At 38.5% G+C, this 19609-nt stretch carries 18 protein-coding genes; 8 read left to right on the forward strand and 10 right to left on the reverse strand.

The features are described 5' to 3' along the window. Positions 1 to 24: 24 nt before the first annotated feature. Positions 25 to 1164 (forward strand): glycoside hydrolase family 3 N-terminal domain-containing protein, encoded by a 1140-nt coding sequence (locus tag O0236_RS01845; protein ID WP_268912481.1) that lies wholly within the window; start codon positions 25 to 27, stop codon positions 1162 to 1164. Between the two features lie 58 nt (positions 1165 to 1222). Here O0236_RS01845 and O0236_RS01850 read toward each other — a convergent pair whose 3' ends face one another. Beyond that, positions 1223 to 1798 (reverse strand): LysM peptidoglycan-binding domain-containing protein, encoded by a 576-nt coding sequence (locus O0236_RS01850; RefSeq protein WP_268912482.1) that lies wholly within the window; start codon positions 1796 to 1798, stop codon positions 1223 to 1225. Between the two features lie 387 nt (positions 1799 to 2185). After that, complete coding sequence (locus tag O0236_RS01855) at positions 2186 to 2788, reverse strand: LysM peptidoglycan-binding domain-containing protein (protein WP_268912483.1); 603 nt, start codon at positions 2786 to 2788, stop codon at positions 2186 to 2188. Positions 2789 to 3158: 370 nt separating this feature from the next. Here O0236_RS01855 and O0236_RS01860 point away from each other — a divergent pair, with 370 nt between their 5' ends. Together O0236_RS01860 and O0236_RS01865 are read left to right on the forward strand one after the other, a co-directional pair. Beyond that, positions 3159 to 3617: a CopY/TcrY family copper transport repressor gene (locus O0236_RS01860; RefSeq protein ID WP_268912484.1), complete on the forward strand. Its 459-nt coding sequence runs from the start codon at positions 3159 to 3161 to the stop codon at positions 3615 to 3617. After that, positions 3601 to 5709, forward strand: a complete 2109-nt coding sequence (locus tag O0236_RS01865; RefSeq protein WP_329608897.1) for a heavy metal translocating P-type ATPase — start codon at positions 3601 to 3603, stop codon at positions 5707 to 5709. Before O0236_RS01860 ends, O0236_RS01865 begins: the two co-directional genes overlap by 17 nt. 94 nt (positions 5710 to 5803) lie before the next feature. On the opposite strand, the gene O0236_RS01870 is transcribed toward O0236_RS01865, so the two are convergent. After that, entirely contained in the window at positions 5804 to 6529 is a 726-nt protein-coding gene (locus O0236_RS01870; protein WP_268912486.1) for an SDR family NAD(P)-dependent oxidoreductase, read from the reverse strand. 98 nt (positions 6530 to 6627) lie between these two features. Here O0236_RS01870 and O0236_RS01875 point away from each other — a divergent pair, with 98 nt between their 5' ends. Next, positions 6628 to 6996: a MerR family transcriptional regulator gene (locus O0236_RS01875; RefSeq protein ID WP_268912487.1), complete on the forward strand. Its 369-nt coding sequence runs from the start codon at positions 6628 to 6630 to the stop codon at positions 6994 to 6996. Positions 6997 to 7053: 57 nt separating this feature from the next. Here the strand turns inward: O0236_RS01875 and O0236_RS01880 are convergent, their stop codons facing one another. Beyond that, positions 7054 to 7710 carry an SDR family NAD(P)-dependent oxidoreductase gene (locus O0236_RS01880; protein ID WP_268912488.1) on the reverse strand — a complete coding sequence of 219 codons (657 nt, stop codon included), beginning with the start codon at positions 7708 to 7710 and terminating at the stop codon, positions 7054 to 7056. Between the two features lie 201 nt (positions 7711 to 7911). Here O0236_RS01880 and arcD point away from each other — a divergent pair, with 201 nt between their 5' ends. Beyond that, the gene (gene arcD / locus O0236_RS01885) at positions 7912 to 9354 is read left to right on the forward strand and encodes an arginine-ornithine antiporter (RefSeq protein ID WP_268912489.1); all 1443 of its coding nucleotides are present in this window, start codon (positions 7912 to 7914) and stop codon (positions 9352 to 9354) included. A gap of 269 nt (positions 9355 to 9623) precedes the next feature. On the opposite strand, the gene O0236_RS01890 is transcribed toward arcD, so the two are convergent. From O0236_RS01890 to O0236_RS01910, 5 genes are all read right to left on the reverse strand, one after another. Then, positions 9624 to 11222, reverse strand: a complete 1599-nt coding sequence (locus O0236_RS01890; RefSeq protein ID WP_268912490.1) for an APC family permease — start codon at positions 11220 to 11222, stop codon at positions 9624 to 9626. Between the two features lie 155 nt (positions 11223 to 11377). Beyond that, positions 11378 to 12991 carry an FAD-dependent oxidoreductase gene (locus O0236_RS01895; protein ID WP_268912491.1) on the reverse strand — a complete coding sequence of 538 codons (1614 nt, stop codon included), beginning with the start codon at positions 12989 to 12991 and terminating at the stop codon, positions 11378 to 11380. Between the two features lie 169 nt (positions 12992 to 13160). After that, positions 13161 to 13637, reverse strand: coding sequence for a universal stress protein (locus tag O0236_RS01900; RefSeq protein ID WP_268912492.1), 477 nt, complete (start codon positions 13635 to 13637; stop codon positions 13161 to 13163). Positions 13638 to 13705: 68 nt separating this feature from the next. Then, on the reverse strand, positions 13706 to 14209 hold the full coding sequence (locus tag O0236_RS01905; RefSeq protein ID WP_268912493.1) for a YbhB/YbcL family Raf kinase inhibitor-like protein: 504 nt from the start codon (positions 14207 to 14209) through the stop codon (positions 13706 to 13708). 20 nt (positions 14210 to 14229) lie between these two features. Then, positions 14230 to 14844 carry a hypothetical protein gene (locus O0236_RS01910; RefSeq protein WP_268912494.1) on the reverse strand — a complete coding sequence of 205 codons (615 nt, stop codon included), beginning with the start codon at positions 14842 to 14844 and terminating at the stop codon, positions 14230 to 14232. A 114-nt stretch (positions 14845 to 14958) separates the two neighbouring features. On the opposite strand from O0236_RS01910, the gene O0236_RS01915 reads away from it, so the two are divergent. The 3 genes from O0236_RS01915 (at position 14959) to O0236_RS01925 (ending at position 17854) form a co-directional block, all read left to right on the forward strand. Continuing rightward, the gene (locus tag O0236_RS01915) at positions 14959 to 15402 is read left to right on the forward strand and encodes a GNAT family N-acetyltransferase (protein WP_329608898.1); all 444 of its coding nucleotides are present in this window, start codon (positions 14959 to 14961) and stop codon (positions 15400 to 15402) included. Positions 15403 to 15586: 184 nt separating this feature from the next. Continuing rightward, on the forward strand, positions 15587 to 16903 hold the full coding sequence (locus O0236_RS01920; protein ID WP_268912495.1) for a uracil-xanthine permease family protein: 1317 nt from the start codon (positions 15587 to 15589) through the stop codon (positions 16901 to 16903). A gap of 132 nt (positions 16904 to 17035) precedes the next feature. Then, positions 17036 to 17854 carry a glycosyltransferase gene (locus O0236_RS01925; RefSeq protein ID WP_268912737.1) on the forward strand — a complete coding sequence of 273 codons (819 nt, stop codon included), beginning with the start codon at positions 17036 to 17038 and terminating at the stop codon, positions 17852 to 17854. Here the strand turns inward: O0236_RS01925 and O0236_RS01930 are convergent. Next, on the reverse strand, positions 17835 to 19598 hold the full coding sequence (locus tag O0236_RS01930; protein WP_268912496.1) for an ABC transporter ATP-binding protein: 1764 nt from the start codon (positions 19596 to 19598) through the stop codon (positions 17835 to 17837). The genes O0236_RS01925 and O0236_RS01930 overlap by 20 nt on opposite strands. Positions 19599 to 19609 lie beyond the last annotated feature (11 nt).

A 19609-nucleotide genomic window follows, 5' to 3' on the forward strand; every position in this document is an offset into this window, starting at 1 on the left:
ATTTAATTTTGGGGGCAGATATTCATGAATTTCAAAAAGATAATACCGTTAATTTTGATTGGTATTCTGGCTGGATGTGCGGCTAATAAGCCGGCTCAAGCACCAACCAAGAAAGTTGCTAAGGCACCAGTTATCTTAACGACTAAGCAAAAAATCGCTAAACAAGTTGGTAAGATGTCACTGGATGAAAAAATTGGTCAATTGTTTGTGACTGAGGTGTCAAATGATTCCCAACGGGTTAAAAAAGATATTCAACGATATCATTTTGGTGGCATCTTATTGATGGGAAATAACTTTGTGGGTAATCGACAGACATTTAAACATAGATTATCAAGTTATCAAAAATCAGCATCATTGCCATTGCTGATTGCGACTGATCAAGAAGGTGGTACGGTTTCAAGGTTAAGTGATAATCCTCATATCTCTGGCCATAGTAATTATCTGTCACCGCAAGCAGCATTCAACCGTGGAGGCATGAAGGCCGTTTTGAGTAATTATCGTCATCAGGCAGATAACTTAAAGAATTTAGGAATTAATTGGAATTTGGCTCCGGTGGCTGATGTTTCTAAACAACCGGATAACTTTATTTATGACCGAACATTGGGTAAGGGTTACCAAGCCACTGCTAAGTATATCAGTGCATCAGTTAAAGCAATTCAGGATAGGAAAATCGCGACATCAGTTAAACATTTTCCTGGTTACGGAGCTGCCGCAGATACTCATACCGGAACAGCCACAGTCAACAAGTCGTTGGCAGAATTTAAGCGAACGGATTTTGTTCCGTTTGAAGCGGCGATTAAAGCTGGTGCTGATTCAATCATGGTTACCCATATTATTTTGAATAAGGTTGATCCAAGACGACCGGCTTCTTTATCTAAAAAAGATATTTCCATTTTGCGGAATGATTTGAAATATTCCGGAGTCATTGCCTCTGACAGTTTACAAATGGGTGCAGTCAGTGATTACGCTAATAAGTATCATATTTCCAGAGATGTGGTGGCGTTTGAGGCTGGCAATGATATCTTGTTATCCAATGATTATCAGAACGGAATTTCAGAAATTAAGCGGGCTGTAAAGCAGAATAAAATTTCTATGAACCAACTTGACCGATCAGTTGAGAGAATTCTTTATATGAAACACAAAATTGGCTTGAAAATTAGTTAAATATGTACAAAAAAAGGTTCGGGGAAATTCCCGAACCTTTTTAATAGTAATAATTAAATTACATTGACCAAGCAGCAAGACCTTGTTGCTTGTAAAGACTTACAGCGGCGTTAACTTGTTCTTGAACAGAACCGCCACTAATGTGCATGTTTTGGAATAAACCGTAGGCACCAGATGAACTGTTACGAACTGATGGTTGCCAGTTTGATTCACGGTTGATGATGTAGTTCCAAGTTGATGCAGAAACACCAGTTCTTGAAGCCATTTCGCTTAACACTGCGCTCTTTGAGCTACCGTAGTTAGTAGTTGATTGAGTAGCAGTTGCTGATTGTGCATTAGTTTGTGCAGGTTGTTGAGCAACTGTTGTGTTGTTAGTTGCTGCAGGTTGAGCAGCTGCTGTAGTTGTTCCATCAGGAATGATTAGAGTTTGTCCTGGAAGGATCAAGTGGTTTTGAATGTGGTTAGCATTTTCAACAGCATCAATAGTTGAGCCAAATTGTTGAGAGATAGCCCAAACTGAGTCACCAGATTTAACGGTGTAGTTAGTTGATGCATCGGCATTAGCTGAACCAGCTAAGAATAAACCAAGGGCAGCAGCAGTAGTTGCAAGTAATGTAGTAACTAATTTCTTCAAATGAGTACACTCCTATAATTAATTAAGTTTAGTTTTTAAATCTATATTTGATTGCTTTGTCTCAATCAATAAACCATAGTTTACACGGTAAGTGTTACTAACAAATAGCGCCGAAGTTAAGAGATAAAGTCACAAAACGGGGTTATTTTACAGTCGAGTAATAAATGTAACGGTTAATCATGGTTGAAATAGCATAATATTCGCGTGGTGACGGGACTTACAATTTATATTCAAATATGCATTTCAATACAATGTTACATAATGGTTTCCATAAGCGTAACATTAAGTGATTTGTTGAAATGATTAGGTTACAAAAAAGGATTCCTACTGAAATCGTAGGAATCCTTTTTAATTTAATGATTAATGCAAATAACCTAAAAGGTTAGATTACATTGACCAAGCAGCTAAACCTTGTTGCTTGTAAAGACTTACGGCAGCATTAACTTGGTCCTGAACAGAACCGCCACTAATGTGCATGTTTTGGAATAAACCGTAGGCACCAGATGAACTGTTACGAACGGATGGTTGCCAATTTGATTCACGGTTAATGATGTAGTTCCAAGTTGATGCAGAAACACCAGTTCTTGAAGCCATTTGACTCAATACGGCACTCTTAGAACTACCGTAGTTAGTAGTTGATTGACTTGCAGCTGGTTGGCTGTAAGTTTGAGTTTGTTGAGTATTAGTAGTTTGTGCAGGTTGTTGAGCAACAGCGGTATTGTTAGTTGCTGCAGGTTGAGCAGCTGCTGTAGTTGTGCTTGTTCCATCAGGAATGATTAAAGTTTGTCCTGGGAGGATCAAGTCGTTTTGGATGTTGTTAGCATTTTCGATAGCGTTGATAGTTGAATCGAATTTTTGTGAGATGGCCCAAACTGAGTCACCTGACTTAACAGTATAGTTTGTTGATGCGTCAGCGTTAGCTGATCCAGCAAAGAACAAACCAAGAGCAGCAGCAGTAGTTGCGAGTAATGTAGTAACTAATTTCTTCAAATGAGTACACTCCTATAAAAATAAATTCTGGACAAGTAATTTATTAACTTGCCTCTTCATATACAACAGTCGCCATACTACTATGGATTTATTACTGCCAAATATCTGTAAAGTTAAGAGATGAAGTCATAAACCGAAGTTTTTTTACAGGCGAGTAACACTTGTAATATAAAATACACAATTAATGTTTATAATTACGATTAGAAAAGTTAGCTCTGCGGAATTCTGAGAATAACTTTTGGTAAGTTTTCATATTACATAATTTACTAGATTTTCCCAGATGTCATATAAAAATACTTGCCAAACTAAGTTTACAGTTGTAGACTTTAGTAAATCGAACGAATATTTTAAATATGAGAGGTGAATTTGAATGATTGATGCTAAAAATGTCACTATTTCTGATTCTGAGTGGACAGTAATGCGGGTAATCTGGACTTTACATCAAGTTACCAGTCGACAACTGATCGATATGATGCACGAAACTCAAGGATGGTCCGATTCAACTACCAAAACTCTATTAGCCAGATTGATCAAAAAAGAGGCGGTTAAACAAATTGGTGAACACCGACCATTCGTATTCGAACCAGCAGTTACAGAAAAAGAGTCAATGGCAACTGCTGCAATTGATCTATTTGATCGCATGTGTGCTATGCGTGCCGGTGAGACTATTGAACAAGTAATTAATAGTAGGGAATTATCAAAAGATGATATTAAACAACTGCAAGAACTGTTGGCTGCTAAGGCAGCAACGGCTCCTGAGATGGTTGAATGTAATTGTCTTCCAGATGGAAATAGTGATTGTTGTGAGGTGAATGACAATGAAGAATAATCAACATAATGAAATGGAACACGAGATGAATCATGAACAAATGAAAATGGATCATACAGATATGGATGGGATGCACGACCATATGAATATGGATTCAGATGACATGATGATGCACGGTGGGCATATGATGCACATGGGGAATTTAAAGCAAAAATTTTGGATTTCAGTGATTTTAGCGATTCCGGTTTTGTTTTTAGCCCCTATCATGGGACTTGAAAGACCAATTATTAATGCTGGTAATCCATTGCTAGTCGGTATCATTGTGTTAATGTTTGATGCTGCACTTTATTTTTATGGTGGAGAACCATTTCTAAAGGGTGCCAAATCCGAGCTACAAAGCAAAGAACCGGCGATGATGACTCTGATTGCTTTGGGAATTTCGGTATCTTTCTTCTATAGTATTTACTCATTTATTGCGAATAACTTTACGCATGCAGATCACGTTATGGACTTTTCGTTTGAATTGGCCACATTGATTTTGATTATGTTATTAGGTCACTGGATTGAAATGAATGCAGTCATGGGTGCTGGGAATGCTTTGGAAAAAATGGCTGCTCTTTTACCTAAGACTGCTCATCTAGTTGCTGATGATGGTCAAACTACTGAAGTTGCGGTTAGTGAACTTAAAGTCGGCCAATCTGTAAAGGTGAATGCTGGCGAAAGCATTCCGGCTGATGGTGAAATTACTGAGGGAACAACCACGGTCAATGAATCATTAATTACTGGTGAGTCTGAGGCGGTTGAAAAGAATAATGGTGATAAAGTCATTGGTGGTGCGACAAACAACGATGGCACGATTGTTGTTAAAGTTACTGGAACCGGTGATTCTAGTTATTTATCACAAGTTATGGATATGGTTAAAAACGCGCAACAATCAAAATCAAGCGCTGAAAGTAAGGCCGACATGGTTGCCAGATACTTATTTTATGCAGCTACTGGTGTCGGTCTGATTGCCTTCTTTGCCTGGTTGCCTCAAGGATTACCAGTTGCGTTGAATCGACTAGTGACCGTGTTGGTAATTGCATGTCCCCATGCATTAGGTGTCGCAATTCCATTAGTTGTTGCTAGATCAACTTCAATTGGTGCTCAAAATGGTTTGTTGATTAGAAATCGTCAAGCTATTGAAGCTAGTCAAAAAATTACTCATGTCTTATTGGATAAAACCGGAACATTAACTGAGGGTCAATTCAAAGTTAACGCCTTGGTACCAACTACTGACGTTACTAAAGACGAATTGTTGAGGGATTTATCTGCATTGGAAAGTAATTCAAACCATCCATTGGCTCAAGCAATTGTCAGTTACGCTAATGATGTATTGGGCAAAGTTGATTCGGCCAGCGATGCTAAGAATATCCCTGGAGTTGGTATCACTGGAAAAATCAATGGTGAAGAATTTACGATAGTCAATGCCAAGTATTTAGTCGAACACCAAATTCAATTTGATGAATCTGCTGCAGACGAATGGGCTACTAAAGGAAATTCCGTTAGTTTCCTGATCAAGCAAGATAAGGTTCTTGGCATGGTTGCCGAGGGCGACACTATTAAACCAGGAGCTCAAAAATTGATTGATGGCTTAAAGAAACGCGGAATCACTCCAGTTATGTTAACGGGTGATAATCCGAAATCAGCAGCTCATGTTGCAGAAATTTTGGGAATTACTGAATTTGTTGGCGGGTTGTTACCTGAGGACAAACAATCCAAAGTCGCTGAATATCAAGCTAATGGTAATCACGTTATCATGGTGGGTGACGGTGTTAACGATGCACCAAGTTTAGCTGCTGCAGAAATTGGTATCGCAATTGGCGCTGGAACAGACGTCGCCATTGATTCGGCGGATGTTATTTTAGTCAAATCAGAACCAAGTGATATCTTACGATTCTTAGATTTAGCCAAAATTACCAATCGCAAAATGGTTCAAAACCTGTGGTGGGGAGCTGGCTACAATATCGTTGCCATCCCATTAGCTGCCGGTGTGTTAGCCTTTGCTGGCATTATCTTGGATCCAGCAGTTGGAGCTATCTTGATGGCATTGTCGACAGTTGTTGTTGCCATTAATGCCATGGGTTTAACTGCAAATAAAATTAATAATTAGTATTACTGTGATAATAGTAAATGGCGCTACTGAAACCTTATCGTTTCAATAGCGCCATTTCTTTGATTAGATTTATTATGTGAAAAAGTTTGTGTTACCAAGGAACGATACCATCTGTATCGGAGAAAGTGCCATTAATAGAATTGGTTGCTTGCGAAGCTAATTCAACAGTGCGGGCAACTCCTTCTTGAAGTGTCTTTGGTCCACCGCCGACAGGTGAATCGGTTGCTACCCATCCAGGATTGACGGAGTTAACTGTAATATGACTATTTTTTAGCTCATTAGCAAGATCAATCGTAAACATGTTAACGGCAGCTTTAGAAGCTTGGTAACCAAAAGAAAAGTGCTGATAAACACTACTAGTTGGATCTGATGCGATGTTAAGCGAGCCAACTGCACTCGAGATATTAATGATTTTGGCGCTGGATGAATTTTTTAGTAAAGGCAACATGTGTTGCGTGACTGAAACTAGACCGAAAAAGTTGACGTCAAAATCTCCCCGAATTTTATCGATGCTAAGAGTCGATGGCTTCTCCCAATTATCTAGGGTGATACCGGTATTGTTAATTAAAATATCTAAATGACCGAAACTTTCAGTAATGTTATGTTGTGCGGCGATAATGCTATCTTCGTCCGCCACATCTAATAGCACAATGTCAGCATCAATATCCTGTTTACGAAGTTCATCAACGGCTAACATGCCTCGTTCGTAGTTGCGGGCACCAATTAAAACATGTTGTCCAACTTGACCTAATTCTTTAGCTATCTCAAAACCCATACCGCGGTCAGCACCAGTAATTAATGTTAATATTTCGTTCATTTCTTTAACCTCCTAGGTTAATTTTCAAATTGTGATATTGTATGTTTAAATAATAGTCGCCTTACGTAACTGGAGGTCAACTAAAAAGGAGCAAAAAAATGATTTTAATTGGAGAATTGGCACATAAAACGGGGTTGTCAGTTAGAACAATCAGATTTTATGAAGAAAAAGGCGTGATTGAGTCCGTTGAGCGAGACGCTAATAATAAACGCCTTTTTGATGACGATGAGACAGTTCACTGGTTGATTTTTGTTAGATATTTGCGTAAAACTGGTATGTCAATCACAGATATTCAAGAATATCGCAAACTGATTGATCAAGGCGATGATACTATTCCTGAGCGAATTCGAATTTTAGAAAAGCAAAAAACAAAAGTGCTGGCTGATATTCAGGAAAAATATACCGAAATTGAGCAAATTGACCACAAACTCAATAACTATCGGAATGGTGTAGATGGTTTTCTATAAACCGCACAGATATACAAAAAAGGATTGGAATTATTATTCCAATCCTTTTTTGTGTAATTAATGATATTCAACATTTGGAGTATTCTTATTGGCTGCCAAATCAGCATATGCTTTGGCAATTTCATTAGGGTCCATGTGACCTGGTTTGCCTTCACGAATATAAGTGTTAATTGTAACCATTCCGGCAAAAGTACCTGATTTAGCTAGTTCCTTGTTCAAAGCGAGCACGTAGTTGTGTAGTCCAACCTTACCAATTGATTGCTCAACGTCGGTAGTTCCAGGCTTGGCAGCCACAACTGATCCTGTATAAAGTAGGACGCCATCCCCAGTGGCCTTTAATAATGGTAATGCCAGGTTAGTCACAGTAACTGCACCAAGAAGGTTGCTAGTTAAACTATCAACTAATAAATCACTGGTGAGTTGAGAAGGCTTGTTCTTAGTTCTCATAGTGGCATTATATACGACCACTTGTAAATCACCATTTTCGCTAATGGTCTTGAGTCCTTCAGCAACACTAGCAGGATCGCCAAGATCAACTGGTACAGTGAATGAATCGATATTATCTGTCTTTAATTCGGCTACTAAATCATTTAAAGGATCAACGTTTTTCCCCATTAACGCAATTTGATATCCTTGTTTGCCAAAGTTTGTAGCTAGTGCCTTACCAAGGCCAGCATGTCCTGGACCAACGATCAATGCAATTTTAGATGCCATAATTAAATCCCCCTATAAATATTGTTAATTAAGATTATATTTTTATGCGTCAATAGTAGCACAGATTCCATAAAGTGGTTAAATAAAGCCCTTACTTAAAAATGCATTTTATAAATTATGCATTTGGCTAGTTCTGTTATATTATGTAGTTAGCATAATTACTACTATATTATATGGGTTTAATTCCCAGAGAGGTTTTACATGGAAACGAATAGTCATCCGGAGGGTAATCCTAACGGAATTGGATTTATGTCACTTACTGCGATGGTAGTAACTTCTTCAATCGGAGCAGGGGTTTTCGCCTTAACATCTGATCTTGCAAAGTCGGCTTCTCCTGGGCCTGCGTTATTAGCTTGGCTAATTGTCGGCGTTGGAATAATGGCTTTGGCCCTTAGTCTAATGAATTTAGTTGATAAACGGCCAGATATTGAAGGTGTGTTTGCGTATGCTGAGGAAGGCTTCGGTGAATACGCTGGATTTATCAGTGGTTGGGGCTATTGGTTGTCTTCATGGATGGGTAACGTCGCGTTTGCCACAGTTATGATGAGTGCAATTGGTTATTTCATTCCCATCTTTAAATCTGGTCATAATGTTCCATCCATTATTATGGCCAGTTGTGTGTCATGGATTCTGATGTACATTGTTAATCGTGGTGTGGAGAGCGCAGCGATTTTGAATGCAGTCATTACTATATGTAAGTTGATTCCATTATTTACCTTCATTGTTTTTGCAATTATTATGTTTAAAGGAAATGTTTTTACAGCTCATTTTTGGAATAATATGAGTGGTAATTTTAATGGTGGCAGTGGTGTCGGTACTCAAATCAAAAACTGTTTAATGGTCTTGATGTGGGTGTTCGTTGGTATTGAAGGAGCCACCATGATGTCTTCACGTGCCAAGCGGAAGAGCGATGTTGGTAAAGCAACTGTTCTTGGTCTGTGTTGCTTGCTGGTAATCTACATATTGGCTTCGATTTTGCCTTACGGTTATCTTTCAAGAGCTGAGTTGGCAAATATCAGTCAACCAGCGATGGTTTATATTTTTAAGATGATGGTTGGTACCTGGGGTGGCGCTTTGATCAGCGTGGGATTATTTATCTCTACTCTTGGATCATGGTTGTCATGGACGATGCTACCGGCTGAAACAGTTAGATTGATGTCTGATCATGATTTGTTGCCGAAAGCATTTGGTAAAGAAAACCGTCATGGAGCACCAACATTTTCATTAGTGATTAGTGGATTACTGATTCAGGCATTCTTGTGCACACTTATATTTACTTCCAGAGCGTATGACTTTGCTTACTCACTATGTACAGCAGCAATCGTTGTAAGTTACATCTTCGTAGCTGCTTATCAAGTTAAATACTCTTGGCAAAATATTCATACTAAGGGCAGTGCAGCGCAACTGATCATTGGTTTGGTGGCGTTGATATTTGAGACCGTGGCAATATACCTAGCTGGTCTCCAATATTTGTTATTATGTTGTATCGCTTATATTCCAGGATTCTTCTTATTTATGAAGGGTCGCCACAACAAACATAACCGCCGTTGGCTATCTAAACGAGAGATTTTGACGACCTTGGTTATTCTTGCGGGAGCGATTGCTGGATTAGTACTGATTTTTACTAAAAACATTTCATTTTAATTCATGAGAAGTTGGCATTTTGCCAGCTTTTTTATTTAAGTCAGATTTAAGTTGACTATGGCATGATATATAAAAGTAGAGGAGGTCGCAATTCGATGAAATTATCTCATGTGGTTACAGGGTTGAGTTTAGGCATATTAATCGTTGGTACGATCTTTTTAAACGAAGTCAATTTTATTCATGTATAGATTAAGTTTAGTCTGGATCACTAGCATCTATACATAATAAAAACAGGTTTTCCGAAAGGAAATCCTGTTTTTTCTTATTATTTATTCTGTTACCGAATCGTTTAATTTTTCAGCTTGATAGAAGTCAGCAAATACATGGTGACTTCGAATCCCCCAAGCATAGAAGATGAGCGCTGCGACGATAATAATTATGAAATCATATGGATAATGAACCCAGTTCATTCCATTGAATTCTTTACTACCACCATATGATGCGAGTGATAGAAATGCCAAGTATACGATCATCCATAGAGATGACCAGAAGGCTTTTCTGGTGTTAACAAATCCTGCTCTGTACTCGTAATAGAAGTAAAGTGGTAGGCCAATGGCGATTACCAAAATAACTTCAACTGTCGTTGGCCACATGGCCCAATAAATGGCTAATGAAGCTAAGACGAATGATAGTGGAGCCATAAAGTTCAGATGTTTTAATCTAATTGGTCGTTTGAAGTTAGGCGCCATTTTTCTAAACGAAATGGCTGTAACCGGACCAGTTAGGTAAGCAATTAATGTCGAAGTACAGATAACAGTTGCTAGCGTTGCCCATGATCTAAAAATGGAAACCATTAACATACTCAAAACTGCATTGACTACCAAGGCAACTCTAGGAATACCATACTTCTGGTTGATCTTACCAATGAAGCTAGGGATGTGTTGATTAGATTCCATGGCATATAAGGCTCGAGCAGTTGAAGCTGCAAAAGATACCCCAGTACCAAATGGTGAAACAAACGCATCCATATAAAGAAGGACTGATAACCAGTGAATTCCTAATAGAATTGCTAAATCAGCAAAAGGCGAATTAAAGTTAATTCCATTCCAACCATATTCGTGAAGGAATGCTGGTTGCATTGAAGTGATGAACACACTCTGCAACACAATGTAAATGGCACCACTGATCAAGAGAGCAATCATAATTCCACGCATAACATTATGCTTAGAATCTTTGATTTCGCTTCCCATATTAATTACTGTTTGAAAAGCATTGAATGAAAAGATGATCCCGGCGGTTGCAGTCGCTGAGAAAATCGGTGCAGAACCATATGGCATAAACTCATGAAGTGAATGACCATAGTTTTCTGGGTGAAATCCTGAGACGGTCAACATGATGATCGTCAAGATTGGGATACCAATTTTAAAAATTGAAATAAAACTAGTAAACCTTGCCAGCACACTGACTGACCAGTAATTTAGCAGAGTAAAAACGGCAATAAATACAAAAACCATTAATAACCCTGGTGTCGTAATTTTTCCGTTAGCCAAGAATCCATGAGTCCACTTAGCGAATGACCATGGCCAAGAACTCATATATTGAACCGCTGCAACAGCTTCAATAGGGATTAAAGTAATTAGTGAGATCCAGTTAGCCCACGAAGCAATAAAGCCAAGCATAGGACCGTGTGAATATTGAGCATACTTGCTCATCCCACCGGCCTCCGGAAACATTGTTCCTAATTCGATATAATTGTACGCGATCGTCGCAATCACGAGACCACCAACAATCCAGGAAATAATAGCCGCGGGCCCAGCCACCTTCGAAGCTTCCCACGAACCAAATAACCATCCTGAACCGATTAATGATCCTAAGGTTAACATTACAAGTTGAAATAAACCAATTTTCGTTGTATTTGACGAATCCATACATACCTCCTAAAACAAAGTACTTCCTAGTTTAACAAATATAGGAATGATGTCAAAAAAACGCCGTCAAATATAGGTTTTCAATATACTTTCAATCCTTGTAACGAAGGCCATTTGCGACGATTTTATTTTTTTCATTAAATTTCGACAAAATCTTATTCTTCAATAATAATCGCATTAATTCCGTTACCTGCTAAAATTCGGCTAGCGTTGTAAGCTCCTAGTCCCGGTCTAAATGTGATATAGACTTGTTTGTCCGCGGGAATTTCTTTTATACGAGCTCTTAATTCTGAAAGTGGGATATGAATAGTTGGGTTGATGGTACCAGTCATTTTTTTATCTTTTTCTCGGATGTCTAAAAATACGGCGTTTTGGTAATCTTCCATAGGAATGTCGGATAACTTAATTGTCTTTAATCTATCAGACAGTTGATTGATAGCAACGTATCCAGCAATATTCAAAATATCTCGAGTAGATGAGTATGGTGGTGAATATGGAATTTCAAGCGCTGGTAAATCGTATACGGAAAGATTACCAGTGATAGCTACAGAAAGTTGTGAAATTCTTTTATCAACTCCATGACGCCCCACAGCTTGACCACCTAATATTTTGCCAGTACCATTTTCAAAAATTAGTTTCAGATTAACCCGATCAGCATCAGGATAAAAGTAGGCATGGTCATATGGGGTGATGAAGACAGTTTTGTAATTCGTAGCCCCGCGTTGAATCAATTCCTGTTCAGTGTAACCAACAAAACTGGCGGTTAGGTTAAATATTTTGGTTGCTCCAGTGCCAATGAAGCCCTTGTATTTGAAAGGTTCACCATTAAGAATGTCGGCCAATAAATGTCCTTGGCGATTAGCCGCACTAGACAAGAGACTATTGATGGGGTGGTGGTCGATCAAACTAGTAGTTTGAATTACGTCTCCAATTGCGTAAATATCTTCAACATTGGTCTTGAAATGATCATCGACTGGAATGTGACCATCTTCTGTCACCTTGATTCCTGCTTCTTGGGCTAGTTTTGAATTAGGTTGAATGCCAGTGCCTAAAAAGATCATGTCAGGATTATGAGTTGAGCCGCCTGAATAGACTACTTTATGGCCATTATCTTCGATACTAGTAATAGTTTGGTTTAACAACAAACGGACTCCTTGATCACTTAATTCTTGTTTAATGACATCTGTGATTTCCGAGTCAAATGGGGCAGCGATTTGCTCGCTTTGTTCGACGATGGTTATATCCATTCCGACTTCTTTGAACGATTCAGCCAATTCTAAACCAATCGTGCCCGCGCCAACGATGATGACTGATTTTGGTTCATGATTATCAAGATACTCTTTGATTTGGTCAGCTTGAGTCAGACTGCGCAGGACAAAGGCGTTGTCGGCAGAATCGATTCCAGGTATCTTAGGCAAAGTTGGACGTGCCCCAGTGGCTAAAATCAATCGGTCATATGATTCAGCGTATTTTTCTCCGGTTAATTGATTTAAGACCATGACTTGTTTATCATCTGGATTAATTGCGGTAACTTGGTTATTTAGGCGTACGTCAATATTATTCTTTTCTTTTAAAATTTCGGGTGTCCGCTCAATTAATTGATCACGTTGTTTAATGACGCCGCTTAAGTAATAGGGGATGGCACAACTGGCAACAGAAATCGCTGAATTCTGCTCTAATAAAACTATTTCTGCTTGGGCGTCAATTCTAGATAGTCTAGTCGCAAAAGACGGACCACCGGCAATGCCGCCGACAACTACATATTTCATAAGTATTAACCTCCTAACGTGTGACGTAAAATACAGTGAATTGATTTTACCTAAATTCTACTCACGAATTTAAAACAGGGCAATTAAAGAGAATTAGATGTTTACAAAATAAAAAGCACTGATAGATCTAATACTATCAGTGCTTTGATGATTTTTATGATTATTATAATTAGTCTGTAGCGATTGGCTTATTGTCCATGGTAGTTCTGACAACCATGACATCATGGTCAGAGTTTCGGTTTACAAATGATGAAACCGAACCTTCAAGGACTCGTTGTAAACGACTCATACCAGTAGCACCAATCACAGTTAAATCAATGTTGTGATCCTTTGGAAATTCAAATGAGATAACTGTCTTAGGATTACCAAATCGAATATGGACATCAATATCATCAAACCCAGTTTTTTGTTTAATTTCAGCAACGAGTTTGTTTAAATATTGGGTAGTATCTTCAACTAAATTGTTAATGACATCACCGTCAACCATTCCTCCGTAATTGTACCCATATTGAGTAGTACTGAGGACGTGTAAGACGTCAAGATGAGCTCCATTTAACTTAGCAATGGTAGCTCCTTTGAGAAGTGCACCTTCTGCTTGTTTAGATCCGTCCACTGGCACTAGTACTTTCTTGTAGCTAGTTTCCATGATTCTTCCCTCCAATAAGCTAATCTTTTAATCAATTCAATTATATCACTAATAAAAGATTGGCATAACTAATTTCGAGATGGAATAGACACCTTTGATTCTTCGAGAATGTGGTCATCCATTTTGCTTTGTAATTCATTTAACCAGAAACCATCGGATAAATCCAGAATGGAGTCTAGAGCATAAATGTGTAACTGGTAATTATGAATTGCATCAGGTGGTTGGGGGCCATTATATCGCCAAGCTGAATCAGGATTCTGGTTGCCAACAAGGCCACCAGCGGTGCTGTTTCGGCCTTGAACCATGGGGACAGCAACAGTCTGACTGTTATTTTCAGGAATTTCTGTTACTTTGCCGTCGATGTTAGCTGCAACCCAATGAATCCAAGCGAAGCCACTGACAGGAACAGCGTCCCAATCAATTAGTAAAAGTGCAAATGTCTTAGTATTCTTGGGTGCGTCTTGAATCGTGATCGGAAATGAAACGATTGGTGTATCATCTAACATTTCGGAAGCGTACTTGCCGTATTTATCGGGTAATAATCCATTTTCTAAGGGAACTGAAATTTTCATAGTTATTCACCTCAATTAAATTATTTAACAAACTCTAAGTTATAATACCCTTGGCCATTAGTTGTAATTTTATAGTTAGTGTAGCCATCAGCCAACCACTGATTCTTTGTTGCGTTGGCCCAATCTTTCGCATCGTCGATTGAAGAGAAAGTGTGCTCGGTTGAAAATGTCTCGTCATCAGAATGCGGTTTATCTTTAGGAGCTTTCGGCTGCTTTTGAGGCGTAGCGGTTGGCTTGGTTTGAGCATTGTTCAAAATGTTTTGCTCACGCTTCTTAACGGACTGATTATCAGTATCATTAATAACCGTCTGTAATTTTTTGCGTTGAGTAGTAGTAATGCCATTATCATCTTCTTGATTAAGTCTATCTTGGAATTTAGCGACCTGTTGATCTTGAATTTCAGTGGATAGCTTACCTTTCACGCTCTTGGTAATTGGATCATTGTTAATCTTATCTTGGGCGTTTTTCTTCGGATTTTGTAAGAAGCTAACGCCTATTCCAATTAATAGGGCAATTACCAACACGATGATGGCAAGCCACCATCCGCTAAACTTCGAACGTTCATGAACTCCATTTGGATTCTCGATATTAAAATCGTACCGTTTATAATTTGATGGTTCCTTTTTGTTATTCAAAAAAATCCCTCGTTTAGTTTTGCTTGCCAAGAAATGCTAACGACTATATTATAACAGAAAGGTTAAAATTATGAATTTAGGGAGGGATGGATCATCAAAGTTACGTTTGATAAATTGGCAGATCTAACACCAAAAGCTTTATTTGATATCTACCAATTGCGGGTCGCGGTCTTTGTTGTAGAACAAAAATGTCCGTACCAGGAAGTAGATGAAGATGACTTGACGGCATGGCATTTAAGCATGAGAAATGATGCTGGTGAACTGGTTGCTTATTGTCGAGTAATCCCTGAAAATAACGACACGGTTGCCCACATTGGTAGGGTAATTGTTAGAAAAGATCAGAGAAAATTTGGATTAGGCAGAAAGTTGATGCAAGATGCGCTAGAGATTTCAAAAGAAACCATGCCTAATCTTGAAAAGTATATTCTTGCTGGGCAAGAATATATCAAAGGCTTTTACCATTCATTTGGCTTCAAAGATGTTAGTGATGTCTATCTGGAAGATGATATTCCACACATTGATATGGAGTTGCCAGTTGGAAAAGTTATTGACAAGTAAATGACAACAGGTATAATCGAAAATTAAAGAAATGAATCTTTAACTCTAGTCCAGAGAGACTAGCAAGACAGCGAATATAAACGGGTGGAGTGGACCTTGGTTCACACTGTCTAAAAACGCTCACTGCTTGCTAGCAGTGGGCGTTTTGTTTTGGATTCAAATAAATTAAGACGGGGTGTAATTAATGCAACACAACCAAGATGAGTTTCATGATGACCGCGCGATTTTAGATATCCATGATATGCCAAAGTTTTGGCCATGGGTTGGCTTATCTTTGCAGCATATGTTTTCGATGTTTGGTTCGACAGTCATCGTGCCATTACTGGTAGGTTTAAGCCCAAGTATCGCGTTATTTTCTTCTGGTGTTGGTACTCTGTTACATATAATGATTACAAAACGAAAGATTCCAGCTTACATGGGTTCTAGTTTTGCCTTCATCCTTCCAATGACCGCATTGATGAAGACGACGGGATATCCCGGAATTGCTCAAGGAGTGATTGGTGTTGGTCTGGTGTACTTATTAGTAGCCTTAATTATTTGGCTGGTTGGCTCGGATTGGGTGGATAAGATTCTGCCACCCATTGTTGTGGGACCAATCGTGATGGTAATTGGTTTGTCGCTAGCTGGAAGTGCCGCGACTGACGCAATGATGAAAAATGGCAAATATGATCTTGAATATTTTATGGTGGCATTGTTTACCTTGTTTTTAGCGATTTTCTTCAATATGGTTTTTAAAGGCTTTATTGGCCTAATTTCCATTCTGTTAGCAATCGTTTGTGGATACATCTTATCAGTTTGCTTAGGAATGGTTGATATCCATGCGATTGCCAGTGCAGCATGGTTTCAAATGCCAGCATTTGAGATTCCTGGTATTTCATATCAATTTAAATTGAATTGGCAGGCAATCGTTTCTATTACGCCTATTGCCTTTGTGACTATGACTGAACATATGGGCCATATTATGGTGTTGAACGAAATTACTGGTCGGAACTTTTTTAAAGACCCAGGACTGAATCGAACGTTAGCTGGTGACGGAACTGCTTCACTATTTGCAGGATTAGTTGGTGGTCCAGCAGTCACAAGTTATGGTGAGAATATTGGCGTCATGGCCATAACTAAGATTCATAGTGTCTACGTGCTAATGGGGGCCGCCATGTTTGCGATTCTTTTCTCATTTGTCCATAAGTTAAATGTGTTGATCATGCAAATGCCATTACCTGTGATTGGTGGGATTAGTTTCTTACTATTTGGTACTATCGCCACTTCAGGTATTCAGGTCATGATTGAAAATCAAGTAGATTTAGGATTGAAACGTAATCTGATGATAGCATCTGCTGTGATGGTGATTGGAGTGGGAAATGCATATTTGCAAATTGGTTCGAGTTTTCAATTCACAGGATTAGCCTTGGCAACGATTATTGGCATCGTGTTGAATCTAGTCCTACCACAAAAATCTGCCAGTGAGATTGAGCAGGAAAAGAAAGCAGCAACTAGAAATTAGTTTGAATTAAGTGTCTCCCAAATAAAAATTGAGTGAAATCCAAATTATCGCTATAATATTAACGTTAAGATCAAAAAAGATTAGTATTCAGTATATGCTTGGAACTGAAGAGGGGACTGTACACATATCCAGATTTTATATTGTGGTGATGATCGAATGTTTAATGGCGTAGTCTTATCAACATTATCATTGCTTAAAAACCAAACTGAGCCGCTTGATATCTATGTTATGACTGCTGAGTTCACTAATAAAAGAGACAAGTTTACAGGTTTCACTGATTATCATATTAATAAATTGCGATGGTTACTTAGAGAGCATGATTCTAAAAGTTCGGTGACTAAACTTGATATTACAGGGTTAGTGATGAATAATCCGCTGACGGCCAATGCTAATACGTTCTTCACGCCATATAGTATGCTGCGATTATATGCTGACCTTGTACCAGAGTTAAGTGGTCGAATTTTATATTTAGATGCAGACGTGCTGTGTAGAAAATCATTTGCTGATTTTTATCATCAGGATTTAAGCGACGTTGAAGTGGTTGGGACTCTGGATTATTACGGTAAGTGGTTTTTCCATCATCAATTGAAGAAATTTGACTACATTAATTCTGGTGTTTTGTTAATGAATTTAGATTTGATCAGAAAGACTAAATTATTACGCAAGTGTCGTCGTTTGTGCAAAATCAGACCAATGTTGATGCCTGACCAGTCAGCTTTGAATCGTTATTCGCATAAGAAACGTTTGGCGCCTAATCGTTTCAATGAACAACATGGAGTAAAGCCAAATACTGTATTTCATCATTTCAGCGCGAATTGGGTGATGTGGCCAGTGCCACATACAGTAGCGGTAAAACCTTGGGAACAAAAAAAGGTCCAAACAAAGTTGGGCCTTCACGATTATGATGACATTTATGATGAAGCGAATCGGATTATTCAAGATTTTGAATAGGCGATTCGCTTTTTTTGATTTGATTCTCGAAATATTGTCGGTAGAGTGGATGGTGTTCTAGCAAGTATTCGTGAGTCCCGTAGCCACTGATTTGACCATTCTCGATAAAATAAATCTTATCCGCATCAATGATAGTATTGATACGATGAGCAATGACCAGAGTGGTACGTTTATGCATCAATTTTTTAAGAGCAGATTGGACCATTGCTTCTGATTCTGGATCCAAGCTAGCAGTGGCTTCATCTAACATCAATATTTTTGGATCTCGAATGAATGCTCTGGCAATGGTTAAACGCTGCCGTTGACCACCAGAAATGTTTGCTCCATTTTCGTCAATATGAGTTTCTAATTTATCTGGCAGTGCTTCAACAAATTTTTTAGCCGAAGCTAATTCCAATGCATTCCAAAGCTCATTATCGTTCACGGTTTTATTCAGCCCATATGTCAGATTATATCTAATGCTACCGGACATAATGTCAGCACCTTGCCCCACCAGTCCCAACTGGTTTCTCCAGTTAATAATATTAATATCTTCTAGTTTGGTGGTGCCACCTAAAGTTATTTCACCACTATTCGGTTGATAGAATCGCTCAAGTAGACTAAATATAGTTGATTTACCGCTACCTGAAGGCCCAACAAAAGCAACAACTTCATTCGGTTCCGCAGTAAATGAGATGCCATGGAGGACTTCTTGACTGTCATCATAACTGAATGAAACATTTTGCATGTTCAGAGATTTTCCCGTGAGATCAATCTGTTGACCAGCCACAGTGTTTTCTTCTGGAACGGCTAGTAATTCTTGGATTTTCATGGTTGATCCGCTGGCCTTGGCGACCTCTGTTACAAATTGTCCCACAGTCGTGAAGGGGACTATTAATTGAATCATGTACATTAAAAAGGCCATTAAGGTTCCCATAGTCATGGTTCCCAAACTTATTCGATAGATTCCATAAGCCAGTATGGCAACGATTAAAGCAAGCATCATTACTCCGGTTGTCGGACCAATAATCGAATCATAGATTGCTTCTTTTATTCCAAGTTGGTAAAGAGTTTTCATGTGATTGGAGCCGTTGTTTTTTTCAAGTTCACTAGCAGTTGATGACTTAACTAATCGGGCATTATTCAGAACTTCGCTAATTCTGCCATTTAAAGTGGCTAAGGAATCCTGACGTTTACGGGCAATCGAAGAAGATAGACGAAAAATTGGTAACAGGATTAATAGCATTAGTGGAATGGTAATAAACATAATTAGTGTCATCTTCCAGTCCATCAACAACATTAAAATTAAGGCGCCAACTAATTGAAGTATAGAGGTGGCCATCCTTGGAAGTGAGTCTGCAAGTAAGTTTTTTACTTGAGTGGAGTCGTTGGTTATACGAGAAGCGATTTGCCCCGACTGATTAATATCTAAATATGGAATAGGAAGCGATAAGGACTTTTGCCACAGCCGTTCCCGCAATAAATAAACAACATCTTCCCCGAAGATTCCTAATAAACTTCCTGAAATGGCACCTAAAAAAATACTAAAAGCAAATAAAATACCAACAATTAGTAATAAATGGAAGTTAACTCCATTAGGAATATGATTTAGAAGGTCTTTAGCTAATAGCGGAACTAACAGTTGTAAACTGACTGCAATCGCGCCAAATAAAGTCCCAAGAACTAAATAGAGATATTGAGGCTTAATTAATTTTATAAGAGCAAAAAAATCGGATACATTCAATTTAGAATGTGATTTAGACATATTGAAATCTC

The organism is Lentilactobacillus sp. SPB1-3 (assembly GCF_026913205.2).
In the GTDB taxonomy this organism is placed as follows: Bacteria; Bacillota; Bacilli; order Lactobacillales; family Lactobacillaceae; genus Lentilactobacillus; species Lentilactobacillus terminaliae.